Annotated in this window: 16 protein-coding genes; 9 read left to right on the top strand and 7 right to left on the bottom strand. The window is 56.4% G+C overall.

The window, feature by feature from the left end:
• Positions 1-6: 6 nt before the first annotated feature.
• The 5 genes from ACQKLP_RS25905 to tgt all read right to left on the bottom strand — a co-directional run bounded on the left by ACQKLP_RS25905 (position 7) and on the right by tgt (position 9,891).
• The gene (locus ACQKLP_RS25905) at positions 7-3,696 is read right to left on the bottom strand and encodes a PKD domain-containing protein (protein WP_427326068.1); all 3,690 of its coding nucleotides are present in this window, start codon (positions 3,694-3,696) and stop codon (positions 7-9) included.
• A 195-nt stretch (positions 3,697-3,891) separates the two neighbouring features.
• Positions 3,892-5,982 (bottom strand): ATP-dependent DNA helicase RecG, encoded by a 2,091-nt coding sequence (recG, locus tag ACQKLP_RS25900; RefSeq protein ID WP_427326067.1) that lies wholly within the window; start codon positions 5,980-5,982, stop codon positions 3,892-3,894.
• 140 nt (positions 5,983-6,122) lie between these two features.
• A complete protein-coding gene (locus tag ACQKLP_RS25895; protein WP_427326066.1) occupies positions 6,123-7,448 on the bottom strand; it encodes a citrate (Si)-synthase, eukaryotic in 1,326 nt (441 codons plus the stop codon).
• Between the two features lie 134 nt (positions 7,449-7,582).
• On the bottom strand, positions 7,583-8,662 hold the full coding sequence (locus ACQKLP_RS25890; protein WP_427326065.1) for an LptF/LptG family permease: 1,080 nt from the start codon (positions 8,660-8,662) through the stop codon (positions 7,583-7,585).
• Positions 8,663-8,763: 101 nt separating this feature from the next.
• Complete coding sequence (gene tgt, locus ACQKLP_RS25885) at positions 8,764-9,891, bottom strand: tRNA guanosine(34) transglycosylase Tgt (RefSeq protein ID WP_427326064.1); 1,128 nt, start codon at positions 9,889-9,891, stop codon at positions 8,764-8,766.
• Between the two features lie 169 nt (positions 9,892-10,060).
• Here tgt and ACQKLP_RS25880 point away from each other — a divergent pair, with 169 nt between their 5' ends.
• Together ACQKLP_RS25880 and rsmG are read left to right on the top strand one after the other, a co-directional pair.
• The gene (locus tag ACQKLP_RS25880; protein WP_427326062.1) at positions 10,061-11,200 is read left to right on the top strand and encodes a glycosyltransferase; all 1,140 of its coding nucleotides are present in this window, start codon (positions 10,061-10,063) and stop codon (positions 11,198-11,200) included.
• A 1-nt stretch (position 11,201) separates the two neighbouring features.
• On the top strand, positions 11,202-11,819 hold the full coding sequence (gene rsmG / locus ACQKLP_RS25875; protein ID WP_427326061.1) for a 16S rRNA (guanine(527)-N(7))-methyltransferase RsmG: 618 nt from the start codon (positions 11,202-11,204) through the stop codon (positions 11,817-11,819).
• Here rsmG and ACQKLP_RS25870 read toward each other — a convergent pair whose 3' ends face one another.
• Both ACQKLP_RS25870 and ACQKLP_RS25865 read right to left on the bottom strand, forming a co-directional pair.
• On the bottom strand, positions 11,820-11,993 hold the full coding sequence (locus ACQKLP_RS25870) for a hypothetical protein (RefSeq protein ID WP_427326060.1): 174 nt from the start codon (positions 11,991-11,993) through the stop codon (positions 11,820-11,822).
• A complete protein-coding gene (locus ACQKLP_RS25865; RefSeq protein ID WP_427326058.1) occupies positions 11,947-12,720 on the bottom strand; it encodes a cation diffusion facilitator family transporter in 774 nt (257 codons plus the stop codon). Before ACQKLP_RS25865 ends, ACQKLP_RS25870 begins: the two co-directional genes overlap by 47 nt.
• 110 nt (positions 12,721-12,830) lie before the next feature.
• Here ACQKLP_RS25865 and ACQKLP_RS25860 point away from each other — a divergent pair, with 110 nt between their 5' ends.
• The 7 genes from ACQKLP_RS25860 (at position 12,831) to ACQKLP_RS25830 (ending at position 17,794) form a co-directional block, all read left to right on the top strand.
• Positions 12,831-13,391: an RNA polymerase sigma factor gene (locus ACQKLP_RS25860; protein ID WP_341841283.1), complete on the top strand. Its 561-nt coding sequence runs from the start codon at positions 12,831-12,833 to the stop codon at positions 13,389-13,391.
• A 4-nt stretch (positions 13,392-13,395) separates the two neighbouring features.
• Entirely contained in the window at positions 13,396-13,773 is a 378-nt protein-coding gene (locus ACQKLP_RS25855; protein WP_427326056.1) for a hypothetical protein, read from the top strand.
• Between the two features lie 26 nt (positions 13,774-13,799).
• The gene (locus tag ACQKLP_RS25850; protein WP_126247582.1) at positions 13,800-14,042 is read left to right on the top strand and encodes a hypothetical protein; all 243 of its coding nucleotides are present in this window, start codon (positions 13,800-13,802) and stop codon (positions 14,040-14,042) included.
• A 13-nt stretch (positions 14,043-14,055) separates the two neighbouring features.
• Positions 14,056-14,616 (top strand): DinB family protein, encoded by a 561-nt coding sequence (locus ACQKLP_RS25845; protein ID WP_427326053.1) that lies wholly within the window; start codon positions 14,056-14,058, stop codon positions 14,614-14,616.
• Between the two features lie 91 nt (positions 14,617-14,707).
• Positions 14,708-15,274 (top strand): RNA polymerase sigma-70 factor, encoded by a 567-nt coding sequence (locus ACQKLP_RS25840; RefSeq protein WP_427326052.1) that lies wholly within the window; start codon positions 14,708-14,710, stop codon positions 15,272-15,274.
• 8 nt (positions 15,275-15,282) lie between these two features.
• Positions 15,283-16,239 carry a FecR domain-containing protein gene (locus ACQKLP_RS25835; RefSeq protein WP_427326050.1) on the top strand — a complete coding sequence of 319 codons (957 nt, stop codon included), beginning with the start codon at positions 15,283-15,285 and terminating at the stop codon, positions 16,237-16,239.
• Positions 16,232-17,794, top strand: a complete 1,563-nt coding sequence (locus ACQKLP_RS25830; protein WP_427326048.1) for a hypothetical protein — start codon at positions 16,232-16,234, stop codon at positions 17,792-17,794. The genes ACQKLP_RS25835 and ACQKLP_RS25830 overlap by 8 nt, the downstream gene beginning before the upstream one ends.
• Positions 17,795-17,830: the final 36 nt, after the last annotated feature.

Raw genomic sequence — 17,830 nt, 5'->3', positions numbered from 1 at the left:
AGCCCGCTATCTTAACAAAGTTACGTTTCCTGTTTTGGTGATCTTGTTACCGTCCGTAAATTCGATGTTCAATACAAACGCATACGCATCCATCGGCTGCACCGTTCCGTTGAAACGGCCATCCCATCCCAGTTTCTGATCGTTCGACTGGAACAGGAGCTGCCCCCAGCGGTTGAAGACTTTCATGTCGTACCGCATAATCCCGAACCCTTTGATCTCCCACTTGTCATTAATGCCGTCGCCGTTCGGGGAGAAGGCGGTGGGCACGTCGTAAAGCGGGTTCACGATCGCCGAAACTTCCTGGCACACGGAGTCTTCACAACCGTATTCCGTATAGGCCGTCAGGCAGACTTCATACACACCGGAACGCAGGTACTGGTGCGTGGGGTTCGGATCGGTAGTGGAATTGCCGTCCCCGAAATCCCAGCGGTACCGCACGGCATTGCGCGATTCGTTGGTAAATGTGGTAGGCGTATTCTCGATAGGCTTGGTGGGCAGGAAGGAATAGGCGGCGGTAGGACCGGGCAACACGGTAATGAAACCGGTCGTATCGTCCTGCAGGTTACAGGTATTGGGATCGAACGCGCGGAGACGGACCGGGTACCGGCCGGGTGTCGTATAAGTATGCGTGGGGTAGATTTCGTTGGAAATCGGGCTTCCGTCCCCGAAATCCCACTCAAACGTAACGCCGCCTTTCGAGATATTGTCGAAATGCGCGGTGAACGGCGCACAGGAACTGTCCTGCACATTGAAAAGCGCCACCACATTGGCCGCCACACGCAACTGTATCGCCCTTTCATCCGGCGCGTTGCAATAATTCGTATCTACCAGCCGCAGCCGAACGGTATATAAACCTTCTTGCGCATACCGGTGCGTTTGCGGCTGCAGGCCTGCCCTCACCAGCGGCGTATTGTCGCCGAAATCCCAGACGAAAGACGTATCGGTAAACGGCTTGCCCGCAGGCGCCGTAGACGTATTGGTAAACAGGTATTCCAGCGCCGTGCAGGGCGGCTGGCGCTGCTCCGTGAAGTTCACGGTTGCCTGGTCGTTCCGGACCCGCAGCGGCAGGTACGCCGTATCGTACACGTTACAGCTCGCCGGATCGTATTTCACCAGCATGACGTTGTAGTCGCCGATGTTGTTGTAGCGGTGCTGCATTGTGGGACTGGTATTCCTGATCTCGGGGGTCCCGTCCCCGAAATTCCAGATCCAGGCCGTGGCGTTTACGTTGGTAGTGTCGATAAACGTAATATCGGCCGGGGCGCAATAGTTCCGTTTCCGCTCCTGCGTCGTGAACCCTGCGCGCACACCATCGAGGTTGAACGCGATCTTGAGGGAACCGAGGTTGCAGAGGTCGGTCATCCCGGTATAATAAGAGCCCGGCGTGCTGGGGAAACGCGTTCTCCGCGGCAGGTCGAGCTGGCAGGATGCACAAATGGCCTGGTAGATGACGCCGTTGCGGTCGAACCGGCTGGTGCCCCCGTCTACGTGCTCCGCCAGTCCGTTCCCACCGAAATAGGTCCCGTACAAAATGCCGAGCGCGTCGCGCTTCATCACGAAGAAATAAAAATCGTCGCCATCCGTGCGCGACTGCCGCGCGTCCGGCGTAATCGGCAGGCCGCGGGTGTTAGAGGCGTTGAACCCTCCGTTCAGCCGTCCACCCCAACCCGACACGTACACATTCTCGCAACGGTCTACCAGGAACGCCACGGGAGAAATGCTGGGCGTGGGCCCCGCCTTCCCGAAAGTGGTGGAATAAATAATATCCGACAGGTTGGGCCGGAGCTTGGTGATGAACTGGCGGGAATTGTCGTTATAAAAAGTAGGGGTACCGGCTGGCTGTTTGATCGGCCAGTTGCCTTCGGTAGTGCCCATCACATAGACGTTGTTGTTCCTGTCCAGCTGAATGCCGTATACCTGGTCGGCCTTCCCGTTATCCGAGCCCATGAAGGTGGATGCGATGATGTTCCTGCCGTCGGACGATAGCTCGGTAATATATCCATCGCAGGAGCCGCCACGGTAGGAATTGTACACACCGTTCCGCGTGGGGAAATTGCTGCTGGCAGTGCCGCCTGCCACGTACACGGAATTGGAGCCGTTGACGGCGAGCACATAGGCCGCGTCTTCCAGGCTGCCGCCGAGGAAAGTGGCCCAGATCACGGCATTACAGTTGGGGTTGATCTTGATGACCACCGCATCCTGCCTGCCGCCGCCGTAAGTGCCCTGAACCACGCCTGCCGTCGCCAGGAAATCCTGGGACTGGGTAGACCCTGCGATATAGATATTCCCGTTTCCATCGAGCACTACTTCGCTGCGGGCATCGTCACCATAATTGCGGAGCAGCCCGTCGATTCCGGAAACTTTATTGGCCTGCATATTGGCCCCGTCCGTCCCCGTTCCGCCGATGCGGATGGAGCCGATGATGGCGGTGCCGTTGGCATTGAGCTTGGTCACCACGATATCGTGCCCGCCGCCTGGGCCGTGGGTATTGGGCGCGGGATAGCTGCCACCGGAGTTGCTGCGGCCGGAGATCACGAGGTTGCCGGCGCCGTCCGCGAACAGGGAATGCGGCTGGTCTTCCCCGCCGCCACCGATATAGGTGCTGTACAAAATCCTGCTGCCGGTGGGGTTGAATTTCGTGATGCCGATATCGTATTTGCCGCCGTTGAAAGCATCGTCTATCGCCCCGGGAGAAACCGGGTATCCTGGCCCGAACACGATGCCGCCGCCGTAAAAATTGCCGGCGTCGTCATAAGTGGCGGTGAAGCCCCAGTTATCCGCCCGCGAACCGGTCAGCGTGGCGAATACGACCACGGGGTCTATCACTAACGGGTATTGCGGATCGTACCGGCCGGATACGCTGAAGCTCAGCTCGTTGCCTTTCAGTTTGTATTGAACGTTTACTTTTTTGCGTTGATTGTCGATGAGCTGGTAGGCGTAGGGCTGCAGCTCCATGATTTCGCCTACCGAGGTCTGGATATGCAGATTCCCTTTTTTCAGGGCGAGGGATTGTGCGCCGGTGTATTGCATCCGGATGGCGGAGGGGTCGCCGCCGGGGCGTACGATCAGGTCGTATTTCAGCTGGCCGCTTTCGGAATAGACCTGCATATCGATGTTCCGGTAGAGGTTTTCGTACCCTACGGCCGTATACGAAGAAAGGCCGGATTTCCAGCGCGAGGGGTCGTTACCGATAAAATAGTTGATATTCTCCTGGGAAGGTTTGGACGGGGAGATGACCGGGTCGGGGTTGGCGTTGAGGAAGGTAATATCATACACATGCCCCCTCACTTTCCCGGGAACATATCCACCGCCGCCTCCGCCGCCAACGGCGCCATTTTCCGTTCCGGGCTGTTGCGCTCCGGCGGAGCGGGTGCCGAATTTCCCGCCGTCGGGGTTATAAGTGGTATCTCCGCTGCGGGGGTGGCCATGGTTGGCTTCTACCATCCGCTGCATGTCTTGCGGGTTGTAGAACAACATCCGGATGGCGTTCTTTCTCAGGAAGATATTACCGCCACCGAGGTTGGCGCGGTAGACGAAGGCGCCGTCCCACTGCCCTTTATTCTCAATGAATTCGATCGCGGAACGCATGGCACTGTGGTCGTGCGCCGCTTCCTGAGACCATGCTTTCCCGGCGATCAACACCAGTATTCCGATCTGTAGCAGGCTGAAAATGCTGATAGGGCGAGTAGATTTCAAGACGGTATATATTTTTTAAAGATGGTCCCTTAAAACTAGTATACTTTAATTAACGGACGGGAGCAGTAAAATGTTACGGTCCGGGATTTGGTTGGCGACCGGCAGTGGACGGTCCACAATTAGGTATCAGGCGGGCTCAACATGCAAAACAAACCATCCCTGCCGGTCATTCCATGATGAACAACGCAAAAGCCGTCAGGATATTTTGCTCCATGCCGATTTTGACCGTTGGGTGGCGAGAAAATCGTATAACGGCGCGTTTTCCGGGAGGGAAAGATCGGGATCGTCCGACAGGATTTTTTCCGCCACTTCGCGCGCTGCGGCCAGTATGGCGCGGTCCTGGACGATGTCGGCCAGCTTGAGGTCGAGCAGGCCGCTCTGCCGGGTGCCCTCGATATCGCCGGGCCCCCTCAGTTCCATGTCTTTCTCGGAAATAACGAACCCGTCGTTCGTCTGCACCATCACCTTCACCCGCTCCTGCGAATCCTTGCCGATCTTGTTGCCTGTCATCAAGATGCAGTAGCTCTGTTCCGCCCCGCGACCTACGCGCCCCCGCAGCTGGTGCAACTGCGACAGCCCGAAACGCTCCGTGCTTTCGATCACCATCACCGAGGCATTGGGCACGTTCACCCCTACCTCGATCACCGTGGTGGCCACCATGATCTGGGTATCGTTCGTCACGAAACGGTGCATATTCGCTTCCTTCTGGTCTTGCGGCTGCTTGCCGTGGACCATGCTGATGTAATATTTCGGTTCTGGGAAAAAGGCTTTCACTTCCTCATATCCCTTCGTCAGGTTTTCGAAATCCAGGCTGGCCGACTCCTCGATCAATGGATACACGATATACGCCTGCCGTCCCAGTTTTATCTGCTCCTTAATAAAATCCATCACCTGCGGGCGCTGGTATTCCGTCTTATGCACGGTGGTAATGGGCTTTCTGCCCGGCGGCATTTCGTCGATCACCGACACGTCGAGGTCGCCGTAAACGGTCATGGCCAGCGTCCGCGGAATGGGCGTGGCGGTCATGACGAGGATGTGCGGCGGCGTGTCGCTTTTTTCCCATAGCCTTGCCCGTTGCGCCACGCCAAAACGGTGCTGCTCGTCCACGATGGCCATGCCCAGCTTCCTGAAAACCACTTCTTTTTCCAGCAGTGCGTGGGTGCCGATGAGGATGTGGATATTCCCTTCCGCCGTGGCGGCGAGGATTTCCTTGCGGGCCTTGCCCTTGATGTTGCCGGTCAGCAGCGCTACGTTGACGGGCATATCCTTCAGGAGCTCGGAAATGCCTTTGAAGTGCTGCTGCGCGAGGATTTCGGTCGGCGCCATGAGGCATCCCTGGAAACCGTTGTCTATCGCTATGAGCAGCGACAGCAGCGCCACCATCGTTTTGCCGCTGCCTACGTCTCCCTGCACGAGCCGGTTCATCTGGTGGCCGGTGGTGGTATCTTTCCGGATTTCCTTCAGCACGCGTTTTTGCGCGCCCGTCAGCGGGAAAGGCAGGTGTTGATTGTAGAAAGTATTGAAAACATCGCCCACGGCGTTGAAAACGAAGCCATGGGAATTTTTATGCCGGCGGATTTTGAGCCGGAGGATGCGGACCTGCGCCACAAAAAGCTCTTCGAACTTCAGCCGGCGCTGCGCCTGCCGGGCCTCTTCCTCGCTGGCGGGGAGATGTATCTTGAAATAAGCCTGCGCGCGCGGCATGAGCCGGTACAGCTGCAAAACGGGCGCGGGAATGTTTTCGCGGATTTCGGACAGGGAAAGCTGTTCGAGCAGGTTGCGGGTCAGCTTGCCGATGGCTTTGGCGGTAAGCCCCCTGGTCTTGAGTTTTTCCGTGGTGTAGTAAACGGGCTCCAGCGTTTGCTTCCCGTCTGCCGTAGCCTCGGTCACCAGTTCCATGTCGGGATGGGAAATCTGCAGCTTGCCGTTGAACTGCGACATGCGGCCGTACACGAGGTATTGCACGTTTTCGCGGAGCGATTTTTCCATCCACTGCCATCCCTGGAACCAGACCAGTTCCATGCGGCTGGTTTCATCCTGGAAAGTGGCCACGAGCCGTTTGGCGCGCTTCTCCCCCACTACCTCCATATGCGTGATGCGCCCGCGGATCTGGACGAATTCTTCCATCCCGCTGAGTTCGCGGATCTTGTCGATCCGGGTGCGGTCGATGTACCGGAACGGGAAATATTCGAGCAGGTCGCGGAAGGTGTGGATATTGATCTCCTTGCGCAGCAGCTCTCCCCGCTGCGGGCCAACGCCCTTCAGGTATTCGATCGGATTGTTCAATATGGATGCGATGAAACTCACGGCTGATTCGAAGGTACGAAGTACGGCAATTTAAGAGGAAAAGGCAAACGCTCCGTGTCATGAAAAAGCCCGGAAGCCATGGCTTCCGGGCTGATATCGTATGTTAAGGTCCGACCGGATTAATCGGCGGAAGCTTCCACCTTACCTTCGACGAATTGCTTCATCCACTCTGTGGTCACGGATTTCGGACGTTCGAGGGACAGGCCGAGCGCACGGTCCCAGCAGAGGGAAGCGAGCACGCCCAGTGCGCGGGACACGCCGAACAGTACGGTGTAGAATTCGTATTCTTTCAGGCCGTAATGCAGGAGCAGCGCGCCGGAGTGCGCGTCCACGTTGGGCCAGGGGTTTTTAACCTTGCCGAGGTCGCCCAGGATGCCGGGAACGGTTTCGTATACGCTCCAAACGATCTGTACCAGTTCGTCGTTGGCCAGGTGTTTCTTCGCGAATTCCTGTTGCGCGGTGAAGCGGGGATCGGTTTTGCGGAGAACGGCGTGACCGTAGCCGGGCACAACCTTACCTTCGGAGAGGGTCTTTTTCACGAACGCAGCGATCTGTTCTTTGGACGGAACGCCGCCACCCAGTTCTTCGCGCATGTCGAGGATCCATTTGATCACTTCCTGGTTGGCCAGGCCGTGGAGCGGACCTGCGAGGCCGTTCATGCCGGCTGCGAACGACAGGTAAGCGTCGCTGAGGGCGGAGCCTACGAGGTGCGTCGTGTGGGCGCTCACGTTACCACCTTCGTGGTCTGCGTGGATAACCATGTACAGGCGCATCAGTTCCTTGAACCCTTCGTCCTCATAGCCGAGCATGTGGGCGAAGTTGGCAGCCCAGTCGAGCATGCCGTCGGGCTGAATATGCTGGTCGTTCTTGTATTTGCGGCGATAGATATAAGCGGCTACGCGGGGGAGGCGGGCGATGAGGTTCAGGGTGTCCTCATACATATAGCTCCAGTAATCCTTTTTGTTCATGCCTTCGGCGTAAGCTTTGGCGAACACGGATTCGGTTTGCAGCGCCATCACGGCCACGGTGAACATGGTCATGGGGTGCGCGCTGAGCGGCAGGGCGTTCACGGCGTCGAACACGTGGTTGGGCACGTGAGAGCGGCGGCCGAGCACGCTGCTGAGGTTCTGAACGTCTGCTTCCGTGGGCAGTTCACCGATCAGCATCAGGTAAAACAGGCCTTCGGGCAGGGGTTCCGCGCCTCCGGGAGCTTTCGGGAGATGTTCGCGCAACTCGGGGATGGAATATCCGCGGAAACGGATACCCTCGTTCGCATCCAGCAGGGACGTTTCCGTAACCAGCCCTGTAATGCCACGCATGCCCTGGTATGCCTGGGCCACTGTAACATCGTCTAATTTCTTTGTTCCATGATTCTTGAGCAGGTCCTTAACCTCTGCGCCCAGTTCATCTGCCTTTGCCTTGAATTTCTCTTTTATATAACTCATTTTCCCACAATGATTTAGAAAAATTAACGTATTCGATCAATGAACAAAAGTAATGATTAAAAAATTAAATCCCGCCGTTTTAAGACAGATTTAACGGAGGAATTCCGGTTTTTGGCCAAAAATGGTCAGCCGGTTTACTTGGGCGCCCTTAAATAGAGATAAAAGGCCAGTCCGGCGAAAACAAAGTTGGGAATCCATGCCGCCAAAAGCGGGTCAAGGTCGGCTTTTGTGGCGAATACGGTGGAGAATTGCATGAAAAGGATATACGTAGCGCTGATGACGATCCCGATCGCCAGGTGCAGCCCGCTCCCGCCCCGCACCTTCCGGCTGGAGAGGATGGCGCCGATCAGTACCAGGATCACCACGGCCACGGCGGCCGACGTCCGCCGGTACTTTTCCACATAATATACATTGAGCCCTTCCGCCCCGCGCAACTCTTCCATTGCGAGGTAACGGTCGAGCTCGGGCGTGGTCATCGCCTCCTGCTTGTTCTTCACCTCGATCAGTTCCGACGGTTCGAGCGAAAGCTTCAGCGCGGTGTCTTGCCGGGTAGTGAACGTTTCCTTCATCCCGTTGATCTTCCGTTCGGTCACCCCTTCCAGTTTCCACTTTTTGGTGGCGGTGTCATAATTCACCCTTTCCGCGCGCAGCGTGTAGAGCAGTTTCTGCTCGTCGATACGGTTGAGGATGAAGCTGGTGCCCGTACGGTAGTTGGGATCGTAATATCCGAAAGTGATGTAGGTATTTGTGTCTACCCGGAGCGATTTGTCTTCCAAAGCTTTATGTTCCTTGGGCGCGCTCACGTACTTGGCTTCGAAAGTGGTGCGGATGCGGTTGGCGCGGGGCACCACCCATTGGTTGGCCGCCCAGAGGATACCGCCGAAGAGGATAGCGCCTACCCAGTAGGGCCGCAGGAACCGGCGGAAGCTCACGCCGGCGCTGAGGATGGCCACGATCTCCGTGCGGTAGGCCATTTTGGAGGTGAAGAAGATCACCGAAATGAAGATGAACAGCGGGAACAGCAGCGCCGCGATATGCGGGATGAAGCCGATATAATAGTTCATGAACACGAACCCGAAAGAGAGATCGTGCTCCAGGAAGTCGTCGATCTTCTCCGTGATGTCGATCACCACGGAAATGACCAGCAGCACCATCAGCGAGTAAATAAAGGTACCGATGAACTTACGTAATATATACCAGTCGATCTTCTTCATATGGATTATTCGGAACGGCCTTGCCGCCAGGTTGCAAAGCTAACAATCCCGGCGGATTGCCGGGGCAATATATCGTATAACGATCAATTTTAACATACTTGTTACAGGCGCGTCTGCAACTGCGGCACCATCTTCCGCTTCCATTCCCCGTAGGTGCCGGCCAGGATCTGCTGCCGGGCGGTTTTCACCAGGTCGAGATAAAACGCCAGGTTGTGGATGCTCGCCAGCGTGAGGGCCAGGAACTCGCCGGCCACGAAAAGGTGGCGCAGATAGGCCCGGGTATAGTGCTGGCTGGCGAAGCAGGGCGTTTTGGCGTCGATCGGCGAAAAATCTTCCGCCCATTTCTTATTCTTGATGTTCACGACACCGTCCCACGTAAACAACATGCCGTTCCGGCCGTTGCGGGTGGGCATCACGCAGTCGAACATATCGATGCCAAGCTCAATATTATTAAGGATGTTCCAGGGAGTGCCGACGCCCATGAGGTAGCGGGGCTTCTCTTTGGGGAGGAGCTCCGTCACGATGCCGCACATCTCGTACATTTCGTTTTCGGGCTCGCCCACGCTGAGGCCCCCGATCGCATTGCCGGCGCAATTCCGGCTGGCGATGGCTTCGGCGGAGGCGCGGCGGAGATCTTTATACGTACTGCCCTGCACGATGGGGAAAAGCGTTTGCTCGTGACCGTACATAGGGCCGGTTTCCGCGAGGCGGCGGATGCACCGGTCGAGCCAGCGATGGGTCAGCTCCATGCTTTTTTTGGCATATTTGTATTCGCTGGGGTACGGCGGGCATTCATCGAACGCCATAATGATATCGGCCCCGATGCTGCGCTGGATGTCCATGACGTTTTCGGGGGTGAACAGGTGGCGGGACCCGTCGATATGGCTTTGGAACACAACGCCTTCTTCCTTGATCTTCCGGTTGGCGGCGAGGGAAAATACCTGGTAGCCGCCGGAGTCTGTGAGGATGGGGCGTTCCCAGCCGTTGAACTTGTGGAGGCCGCCGGCTTTTTCGAGGACACCGGTGCCGGGACGGAGGTAAAGGTGATAGGTGTTGCCGAGGATGATCTGCGCATTGATATCGCTGCGGAGCTGTTCCTGGGTAACGGCCTTTACGGAGCCGACGGTGCCCACGGGCATGAAGATAGGCGTTTCGATGGCGCCGTGGCCGGTGGTGATGACCCCGGCTCTTGCGCCCGAGGGGTCTGTGGTAATCAGTTTGAAATCCAAAGCCTCGCTGTTTTTTTCAGGACGCAAAGGTATTGAATTTAAAATTGTCCCTGAATTGACTGTACATTTGCTGCCCGCCCGGCAAATTCCGGATTCGCACCCCTCGTGGATATATTAATTTTTTCCACAACATTATATAGATAAATAAAAACATATATTTTTGACCCTTATGTCAGATAATCTGGGCTTGATCTTCTTCTATACTTTCGCCGCGATCGCGGGCATCCAGGTATTGTATTACCTGATATTCTTTTCCCGCGTAGCGTTTTACCGCCGCGACTTCGACCTCGACCATCCTCCGGCGGAAGAAATGTCGGTCATCATCTGCGCCAAAAATGAGGAAAGGAGCCTTCCCATGAACCTCCCCACCGTGCTGCAGCAGCGATACCATGTGCACGCCAATCCTTCGTACGAAGTGATCGTGGTGAACGATAATTCGGAAGACGATTCCAAATATTACCTCGCTTCCATCGAGAACGGTTATCCACATTACCGCCACATCGAGATCAAGCAGGCCGCCAAATTCATCCCCGGGAAAAAATACCCCCTGTCCATCGGCATCAAAGGCGCGAAGCACGACACCGTGGTATTGACGGACGCCGACTGCAAACCCGGTTCCATCCACTGGCTGTCGATGATGGCGCAGGGATTCACCGACGGCAAGGAGATCGTGCTGGGATACGGCCCCTATTACAAGAAACCCGGCTTCCTGAACAAGGTCATCCGTTACGAGACTTTTTTCAGCGCCCTCCAATACCTGTCTTTCGCCCTTTCCGGCATCCCGTACATGGGCGTAGGCCGCAACCTGGCGTATAAGAAAGACCTGTTTTTCCGGCACAAGGGATTCACCGCGCACCAGCACATCGCTTCGGGCGACGACGACCTGTTCGTGAACCGCGCCGCCACCAGCAAGAATACCGCCGTGGTGATCGATAAAATGGCTTTCGCCTATTCCGAGCCGAAACGCAAGTGGAAGCACTGGTTCGGCCAGAAAACCCGGCATATGTCTACGGGCCGTTATTACCGCCCGGCGCACAAATTCCTGCTCGGGCTCTTTTCCCTCACGCACTTCCTCTTCTACCCCGCCCTCGTGCTCGCGTTGTTTTACACGCCCATGCTGTATTTCACGCTCGGCATCCTGGGGCTTCGCATCATCACCCAAACCATCATTTCCGGCTTCGCCCTCAAAACCCTCGACGAGCGCGACCTGTTCTGGTACGTGTGGCTGATGGACATTCTCATGTTCCTATATTATGTTATCTTCACGCCCGCATTGTTCTTCGCGAAAGGAAAGAACAAGTGGAAATAGCATGGAGCATATTTTACAGTATTTCAGTGATTTTACCCCCCGGCAGCTCGAGCAGTTCGAACAGCTGGGGCCTTTATACAAAGAGTGGAACGAGAAGATCAACGTGATCTCCCGGAAAGACATCGAGTCGCTCTACGAAAAGCACGTCCTTCACTCGCTGGCCATCGCCGCCGTGGCCGATCTGCCCGCCGGCTGGCAGGTGGTAGACCTGGGCACGGGGGGCGGCTTCCCCGGCATTCCGCTGGCGATCTTCTTCCCCGAAGTGAAGTTCCATCTCGTGGATTCTATCGGTAAAAAACTGAAAGTGGTGGAAGCGGTTGCGGAAGGATTGGGATTGCAAAACGTGACCGTCCAGCACACCCGCGTCGAAGACATCAAAAACCGTAAGTTCGACCTGGTGGTTTCCCGCGCGGTAGCGCCCCTGAAAGACCTCTGGCGCTGGAGCAAGCCCCTCATTAAAAAACCCGCGGCAGGCGGCCCCACCGGCCTTATCTGCCTCAAGGGAGGCGACCTGGCGGCCGAGATCAGCGAAAGCGGCGTCCGCCCCAAAATGGTGCCGATCTATAAACTCTTCCCCGAAGAATTTTTCCAGGAAAAATACGTGGTATCGGTCCAATAGTCAGAACCCGGCATGTTCGCCGGCATGGCTGTATTCCGTTTCCAGTGTGGCGTGAACGATATTGAGCGATTCGAGCAGCTGCTTGAGGTCGCGCTTCACCCGTTCCACCTCCTCCCCCGTCAGCGCCTCATCGATCGTTACATGCGCCGTCAGGGCGTTTTCCGTGGTGCTCACCGCCCAGATGTGGACGTGATGCATGTCTACCACCCCGGGGATCCCACGCGCCTGTTCCTGCACCTTTTTCCACCGTTATGCCGCCCGGAACGCCGTCGAGCGACAGGCGCAGGCTGTCCCGCATCAGCCCCCAGGTGCTGTACACGATCACGATCATCACGAGCAGGCTCACGGCGGCGTCTATCCAGAACCAGCCGGTAAACAGCATAACGAGCCCCGCCACCACGGTGCCCAGGGAAACGAGGGCGTCCGCCACCAGGTGGAGGTATGCGCCCTTGATATTCAGGTCTTTATCTTTATCTTTCAGGAACAGCAGCGCTGAAGCAGCATTGATGAGGATGCCCACCCCGGCCACGATGGCCACCGTTCCCCCCGGCAGCGGCACCGGATGTTGCAGCCGGCGGACCGCCGATATGCCGATGGCGCCCACGGCCACCAGTAGAATGACGGCATTTAATAATGAAATGAGGATGGTACTTTTTCGGTAGCCGTACGTATACTGTGAGGTTGGCGGGATGCGCGCCAGCCGGAAGGCGACCATCGACAGGCCCAGGCTGGCCACGTCGCTCAGGTTATGGCCGGCGTCAGACAACAGTGCGAGTGAGCCGGTGGCCACGCCCATAGCGGCTTCCACGGTCACGAACAGGAGGTTCAGGCCGATCCCTATGAGGAAGGCCCGGTTCAGCTGGCCGGATAGCGGTGTGGAAGATGGGGCGTGGTCGTGCATCACCTAAAATTACAAGGACCGGTAAAAAAAGTTCGGAAATCCTACAATATGCGGCCTGCCCGTTCGTCTTTAACCATAAGATGAACGATTGGCTCTCCATAAAAAAACCAATGGCCCTGGAACAAAACGAGCGCATACAGCGAACGGTGGAAAAAGAACGCCAACGGCTCCTGCAATTCATCCGGAAACGGGTGGACGACAGCGCCGATGCGGAAGATATTCTGCAAGACGTGCTGTACCAGTTCACCCAGTACCTCCGCGGGGGCTCGCCGATCGAATCCCTCACCGGATGGCTCTTCGCCGTGGCCCGGAACCGTATAACAGACTGGTTCAGAAAGAAGAAGGAAGACCGTTTCTCCGACCACGCACTCGAGGGCGCGGATGGCGACGGCCCCCTCTACCTGTCAGACATCCTCGCCGCCGCGGATTCCCGGACAGACGAGCCCATGCTCCGCAAGTTCATGTCGGAAGCCATCACGGAAGCGATCGACGAACTACCGGAAGATCAACGGTTTGTATTCCTTCAGCACGAAGTGGAAGGCAAACCGTTCAAACAGATCGCGGAAATGACCGGCGTGCCCGTGAACACGCTGCTCTCCCGCAAAAGATACGCCGTGCTTTACCTCCGGGAAAGGCTGGCACAATTGTATAACGAATTGAAAAACGCATAATAAGATGAGGCACAATAAAGGACTGAAAGCATTGAAAATCGTAGGATTCGTCATCCTCGGCATCGCCTGCGTCACCGCATTCGGATTCGCCGTCATGCTACTCTGGAACTGGCTCGTACCCGAGCTTTTCCACGGCCCCGTCATCAACTTCTGGCAAGCCCTCGGCCTGTTCATCCTTTCCAAAATCCTCTTCGGCGGATTCATGAAAGACCATGAGAGGAAAAATAACTGGAAAAGAAGAAAATGGGAACGGATGCAGGAAAAAATGGAGCACCTGTCGCCCGAACAGAAAGAAAAACTGAAAAGCCATTTCGATCGTTGCGGATGGGGAAGAAGATGGGAGCGCGACGAAGAAACGCCTGCCGAAAAACCGGCGGAATAACCTTTCAAACATCCAAAACCTGACATATGCAACGCCATCTCTCCGTATCTGTAAAAGCCAATATTGGGATATTCAAAACCAATATCGGCACCATGAAAGCCCGTAAAACCATTATCAGCGCAATTTGTAATACCTTTGAAGTAACGTCCTGCAACGTTGACATCGAAGACTGCGACAAGGTGCTTCGTGTCGTGGACATGAAAGTCGACGAAGGGTCCATGATCCGCTTCGTACGCGAGCAGGGCTTCGAATGCGATGTGTTGGAATGAAACCCGCCCAATTATGCAAAAACCAGAGATTCAGCAACTTTTAGATAAAAGCTTTTCAGATTTTACCACCTTTATCGGCTCCCTGTCCGACCATCGGTTCATTGTTTCCCCGGAAGGGAAATGGTCGGCCGGCCAGCAGCTCGACCACCTGATCCGCAGCGCCAAACCCGTCAATAAAGCCCTGTCCATGCCCAGGTTCTTCCTCCGCTGGTTCGGCAAGCCCGCCAAAGCTTCGCGCAGTTTCGAACAGATCCGCGACGTGTACCGCGACCTGTTACAGCATGGCGCTGTGTCTACCCGGCCCTACATCCCGCCCGTAACGGGAATCGGGCAGCGCGAAACGCTCCTCAAACAGTTCGACCAGCAGAAATCGAAAATGATCGGGCTGGTAGGCAACTGGGACGAGCCTGAGCTCGACCGCTACCAGCTTCCCCATCCCCTGCTGGGAAAATTAACGGCCCGGGAAGTGCTCTATTTCACCATTTACCACAATTATCACCACCTCCACACCCTCCAGTTGCGCGAAAAACCCGAGCAACCCTGGCCAACCCAGCTCGAACGCGTGATTTTCTAAAAATTTTTCCGGGGACGATAGGGGTATATTTCCGCTCGCGTGTCATACATTGCGAAGGCCGGCCCGTTTATCGGCGCCGCATAACCCGACATTGGACAGCAACGGAAAAAAATACCTGGCTACTAACTTTCAGTCCGTTTTCCATACCTGGTATGGAAAACTGCATCGCTATGCACATACATTGCTGAAAGACCCCGACGAAGCCAGCGACGCCGTGCAGGCCGTGTTTTCGCGGTTATGGGAAAAGATGGAGGAACTGAAAGACCTGGAAGATATCGGACCGTACCTCTACCGCTCCGTCCACAACCATTGCCTCAACCGCATCCGGAAGGAAGGGAACGGCAAAAAGTATGCGGACTGGCTGGCGCGCCACGACGCCGGCGCCACGGGAGACGCGGGCGCCAAACTGGCCGTAGCGGAACTGAGCGCCAGGATCGGGGAAGCCCTCGACGCATTGCCCCCGCAATGCCGCCTGATCTTTACCCTCAGCCGGGAACAGGGCAAGAAATACACGGAAATCGCGGAAACGTTATCGCTTTCCGTTAAAACCGTGGAAACGCAAATGAGCAAGGCGCTGCGCATCCTGCGGGAAAAACTCGCGGATTACATCGCTTTGGGCGGCGCGGCGTACTTATATATCGATAAATTGCTATCTTAAAACCGGACTTGAGCGCACAACCACATATTACTGTCACCGACGAGCTGCTCGTAAGATTCCTGGCCGGAGAGGCGGGTCCTGAAGAGGCTATGGCCGTAGGCCGGTGGCTGGAAACGCCCGCCAACGCCGCTGCTTTCGAAAAGCTGCAACAGGCCTGGGATTCCTCCGGCCCGGGGCGCCCTTATGCCGCGCCAGACGTACCAGCCGCATGGGAGCAATGGCAACAGGCGCGGCAGCCCTCCAACCTTCGCCGGCTCTGGCCGCGATGGGCCGCGGCGGCGGCTGTGGTTTTGCTGGCCGGGAGCGCGTGGTTCCTCCTGCGCAACTTTTCGCCTGCGAACAACCCCGTAGCCACTTTCGAGTCCGGAAAACAACCACAATCTTTCACACTGCCCGACGGATCGCTGGCCAGGCTGCAACCCGGCGCCAAAGCGGCTTTCGTAGACGGCCGGCATGTGGAACTGAGTGGCAGCGCGGAATTCGAAGCCAAATCAGATCCCGAAAACCCTTTCAGCGTGCATGCGGGCCCGTTGATGATCAAAGTGGTTGGCACCGTTTTCGATGTGCAGCAATACGCCGACAGCATCACGGTTTCAGTGAGCGAAGGCGCCGTACTGGCGATCGGGGAATCGGATTCGTTGTTGCTCAAAGCGGGTATGAAAGGGAATTACCTGCTGCGCGAAGCGCGATTCTCCGGCACACCCGTTCCCGCAGCCGGACTGAAACCTTCCAAAACGGTGTTCGAATTCAACGACACGCCGCTGGGAGAAGCCGTGCAACGGTTGACAGCCGCTTACGGCATCCCCGTTGTGCTCGACAATCCCGCATTGGCCAACTGCCGCATCAACACCCATTTTACCGACAAACCGCTGGATTATGTGCTGACCGTGATCACGGAATCCCTGCGGCTGGAATATCGCAAAGCGAACGACACGGTTTACATTTATGGAAATGCTTGTGAATAGGCGATTACTGCGATGGTGGCCCCTGCTATTACTCTTTTCCGCGCTTCGTTCGGCGGGCCAGGACGCGCTGCGCAAGCGGGTTTCGCTGCCTTCCACGGTGATCACGGCGGGCGAACTGCGCAAGGAGATCTCCCGGCAAACGGGGCTCCAGTTTTCCTTCGGTTCCAACACCATCCGGCCCGGGCAACTCATCCGGCTTCCACAAAAAAACTATACCGCGAAGTCGTTGCTGGACGAAATGCAGCAGCAACTGAAAGCAGATTACAGGATTTACGAAGACCATATCATATTCACAAAGCGAAACAAAGCAGCCACGGAAGCGCGGAACGGTAACACATCCGCGGATAATGTTAATGCAAGGAAAGAAGGGAAAGCCTCAGCGGACGGAAAACTCAATTCCCCGAAGATTATTGCACAAAACGGGAAGAAGGGTACGGCAGATAGGAAATCCGACCCAGCTGGCACATCAACCGGCAACGCTGGTGTATTGCAAGGAAAGAAATCTGCGCAGGATGGGAAAAGCAATTCGCAAAACATGACGGCACAGATTGGGAAGAAGGGTGCTGCGGATAGGAAATCTGACCCAGTCAGTACTTCAACCGACAAAGCCGATGAATTGAAAGGAAAGCATTCGCAAGACAAGACGGCACAAAATGGGACGAAGAGTGCTGCGGATGAGCGGACCAGCGCCCTTTCCGACAGTATAATCTCAAAAACTTCCACTACAGCATCTCCAAATGAACAAAGCGCGCCTCCTCAACTGAACGGCGCCGCGAAGCCGGACAAACCCGCTTCCAAACAAAATACCGCCCCCTCTTCCGGCGACCTGGCAATTGGAGGAACTTCGTCAAACCAACTATCGCTCCCGCTGCCCTTCCCTACCGCACATGCCGACGAGCGCATCCGCCAGCGGGCGTATCGCCTGGTACCGGAGCGTCGCCCGGCACCACAAACCGTTACCGGCAGCGCTCCCGCCATCCGTGAACGCAAATCGCCATTCGATATCAACAACGGCATCTTCGCCAGATACACGGCCGCAGGCATCGAAGCCACGGAATATTTTCCCGCCAACGGCGCCTTCAAAGCCGGCGTTTCTATCCTGCACGGCATCATCGGCTACAGCAGCAACGGCACTTACGGCTCGTTGCGCTACGGCGCCGGCACCCGGTGGACTTTCAGCGAACGCTGGCATGTACAGGCAAGTTTCACTACCGGGATCGTAGAAAAGAAACTCGAATCGGACTCAGGCATCATCATCCAGAAAACCATCGACGTCAGGGAAAGGCTCCACCGCATCGGCCTCCAGGCGGAACGGACGCTGGGCAAACGCTGGGGCCTCGTCGGCGGATTGTCGTGGAACATGCTTAACCGGACCAACACCGACAACGGCACACGCTTATCACCGGGCGACCGTATCTTCGACGATCCCGTTCCCGAAGAAGGCTACCGCGCCATGAAACCGTTCTACACCATTTCCTCCAAATTCAGCGAAGGCAATAAAACCTGGAAAGACCGCTGGATTGGCGTTCACGTCGGTTTATACTTCCGGCTGTAATTTTTTTCCGCCACCGTTCAGGGTAAGCCGGCAGAC

The organism is Chitinophaga sp. NPDC101104 (assembly GCF_050277495.1).
Classification (GTDB): Bacteria; Bacteroidota; Bacteroidia; order Chitinophagales; family Chitinophagaceae; genus Chitinophaga.
The sequence above is the reverse complement of the archived record's forward strand: the minus strand, read 5'-3'. Positions and strand labels throughout refer to the sequence as shown.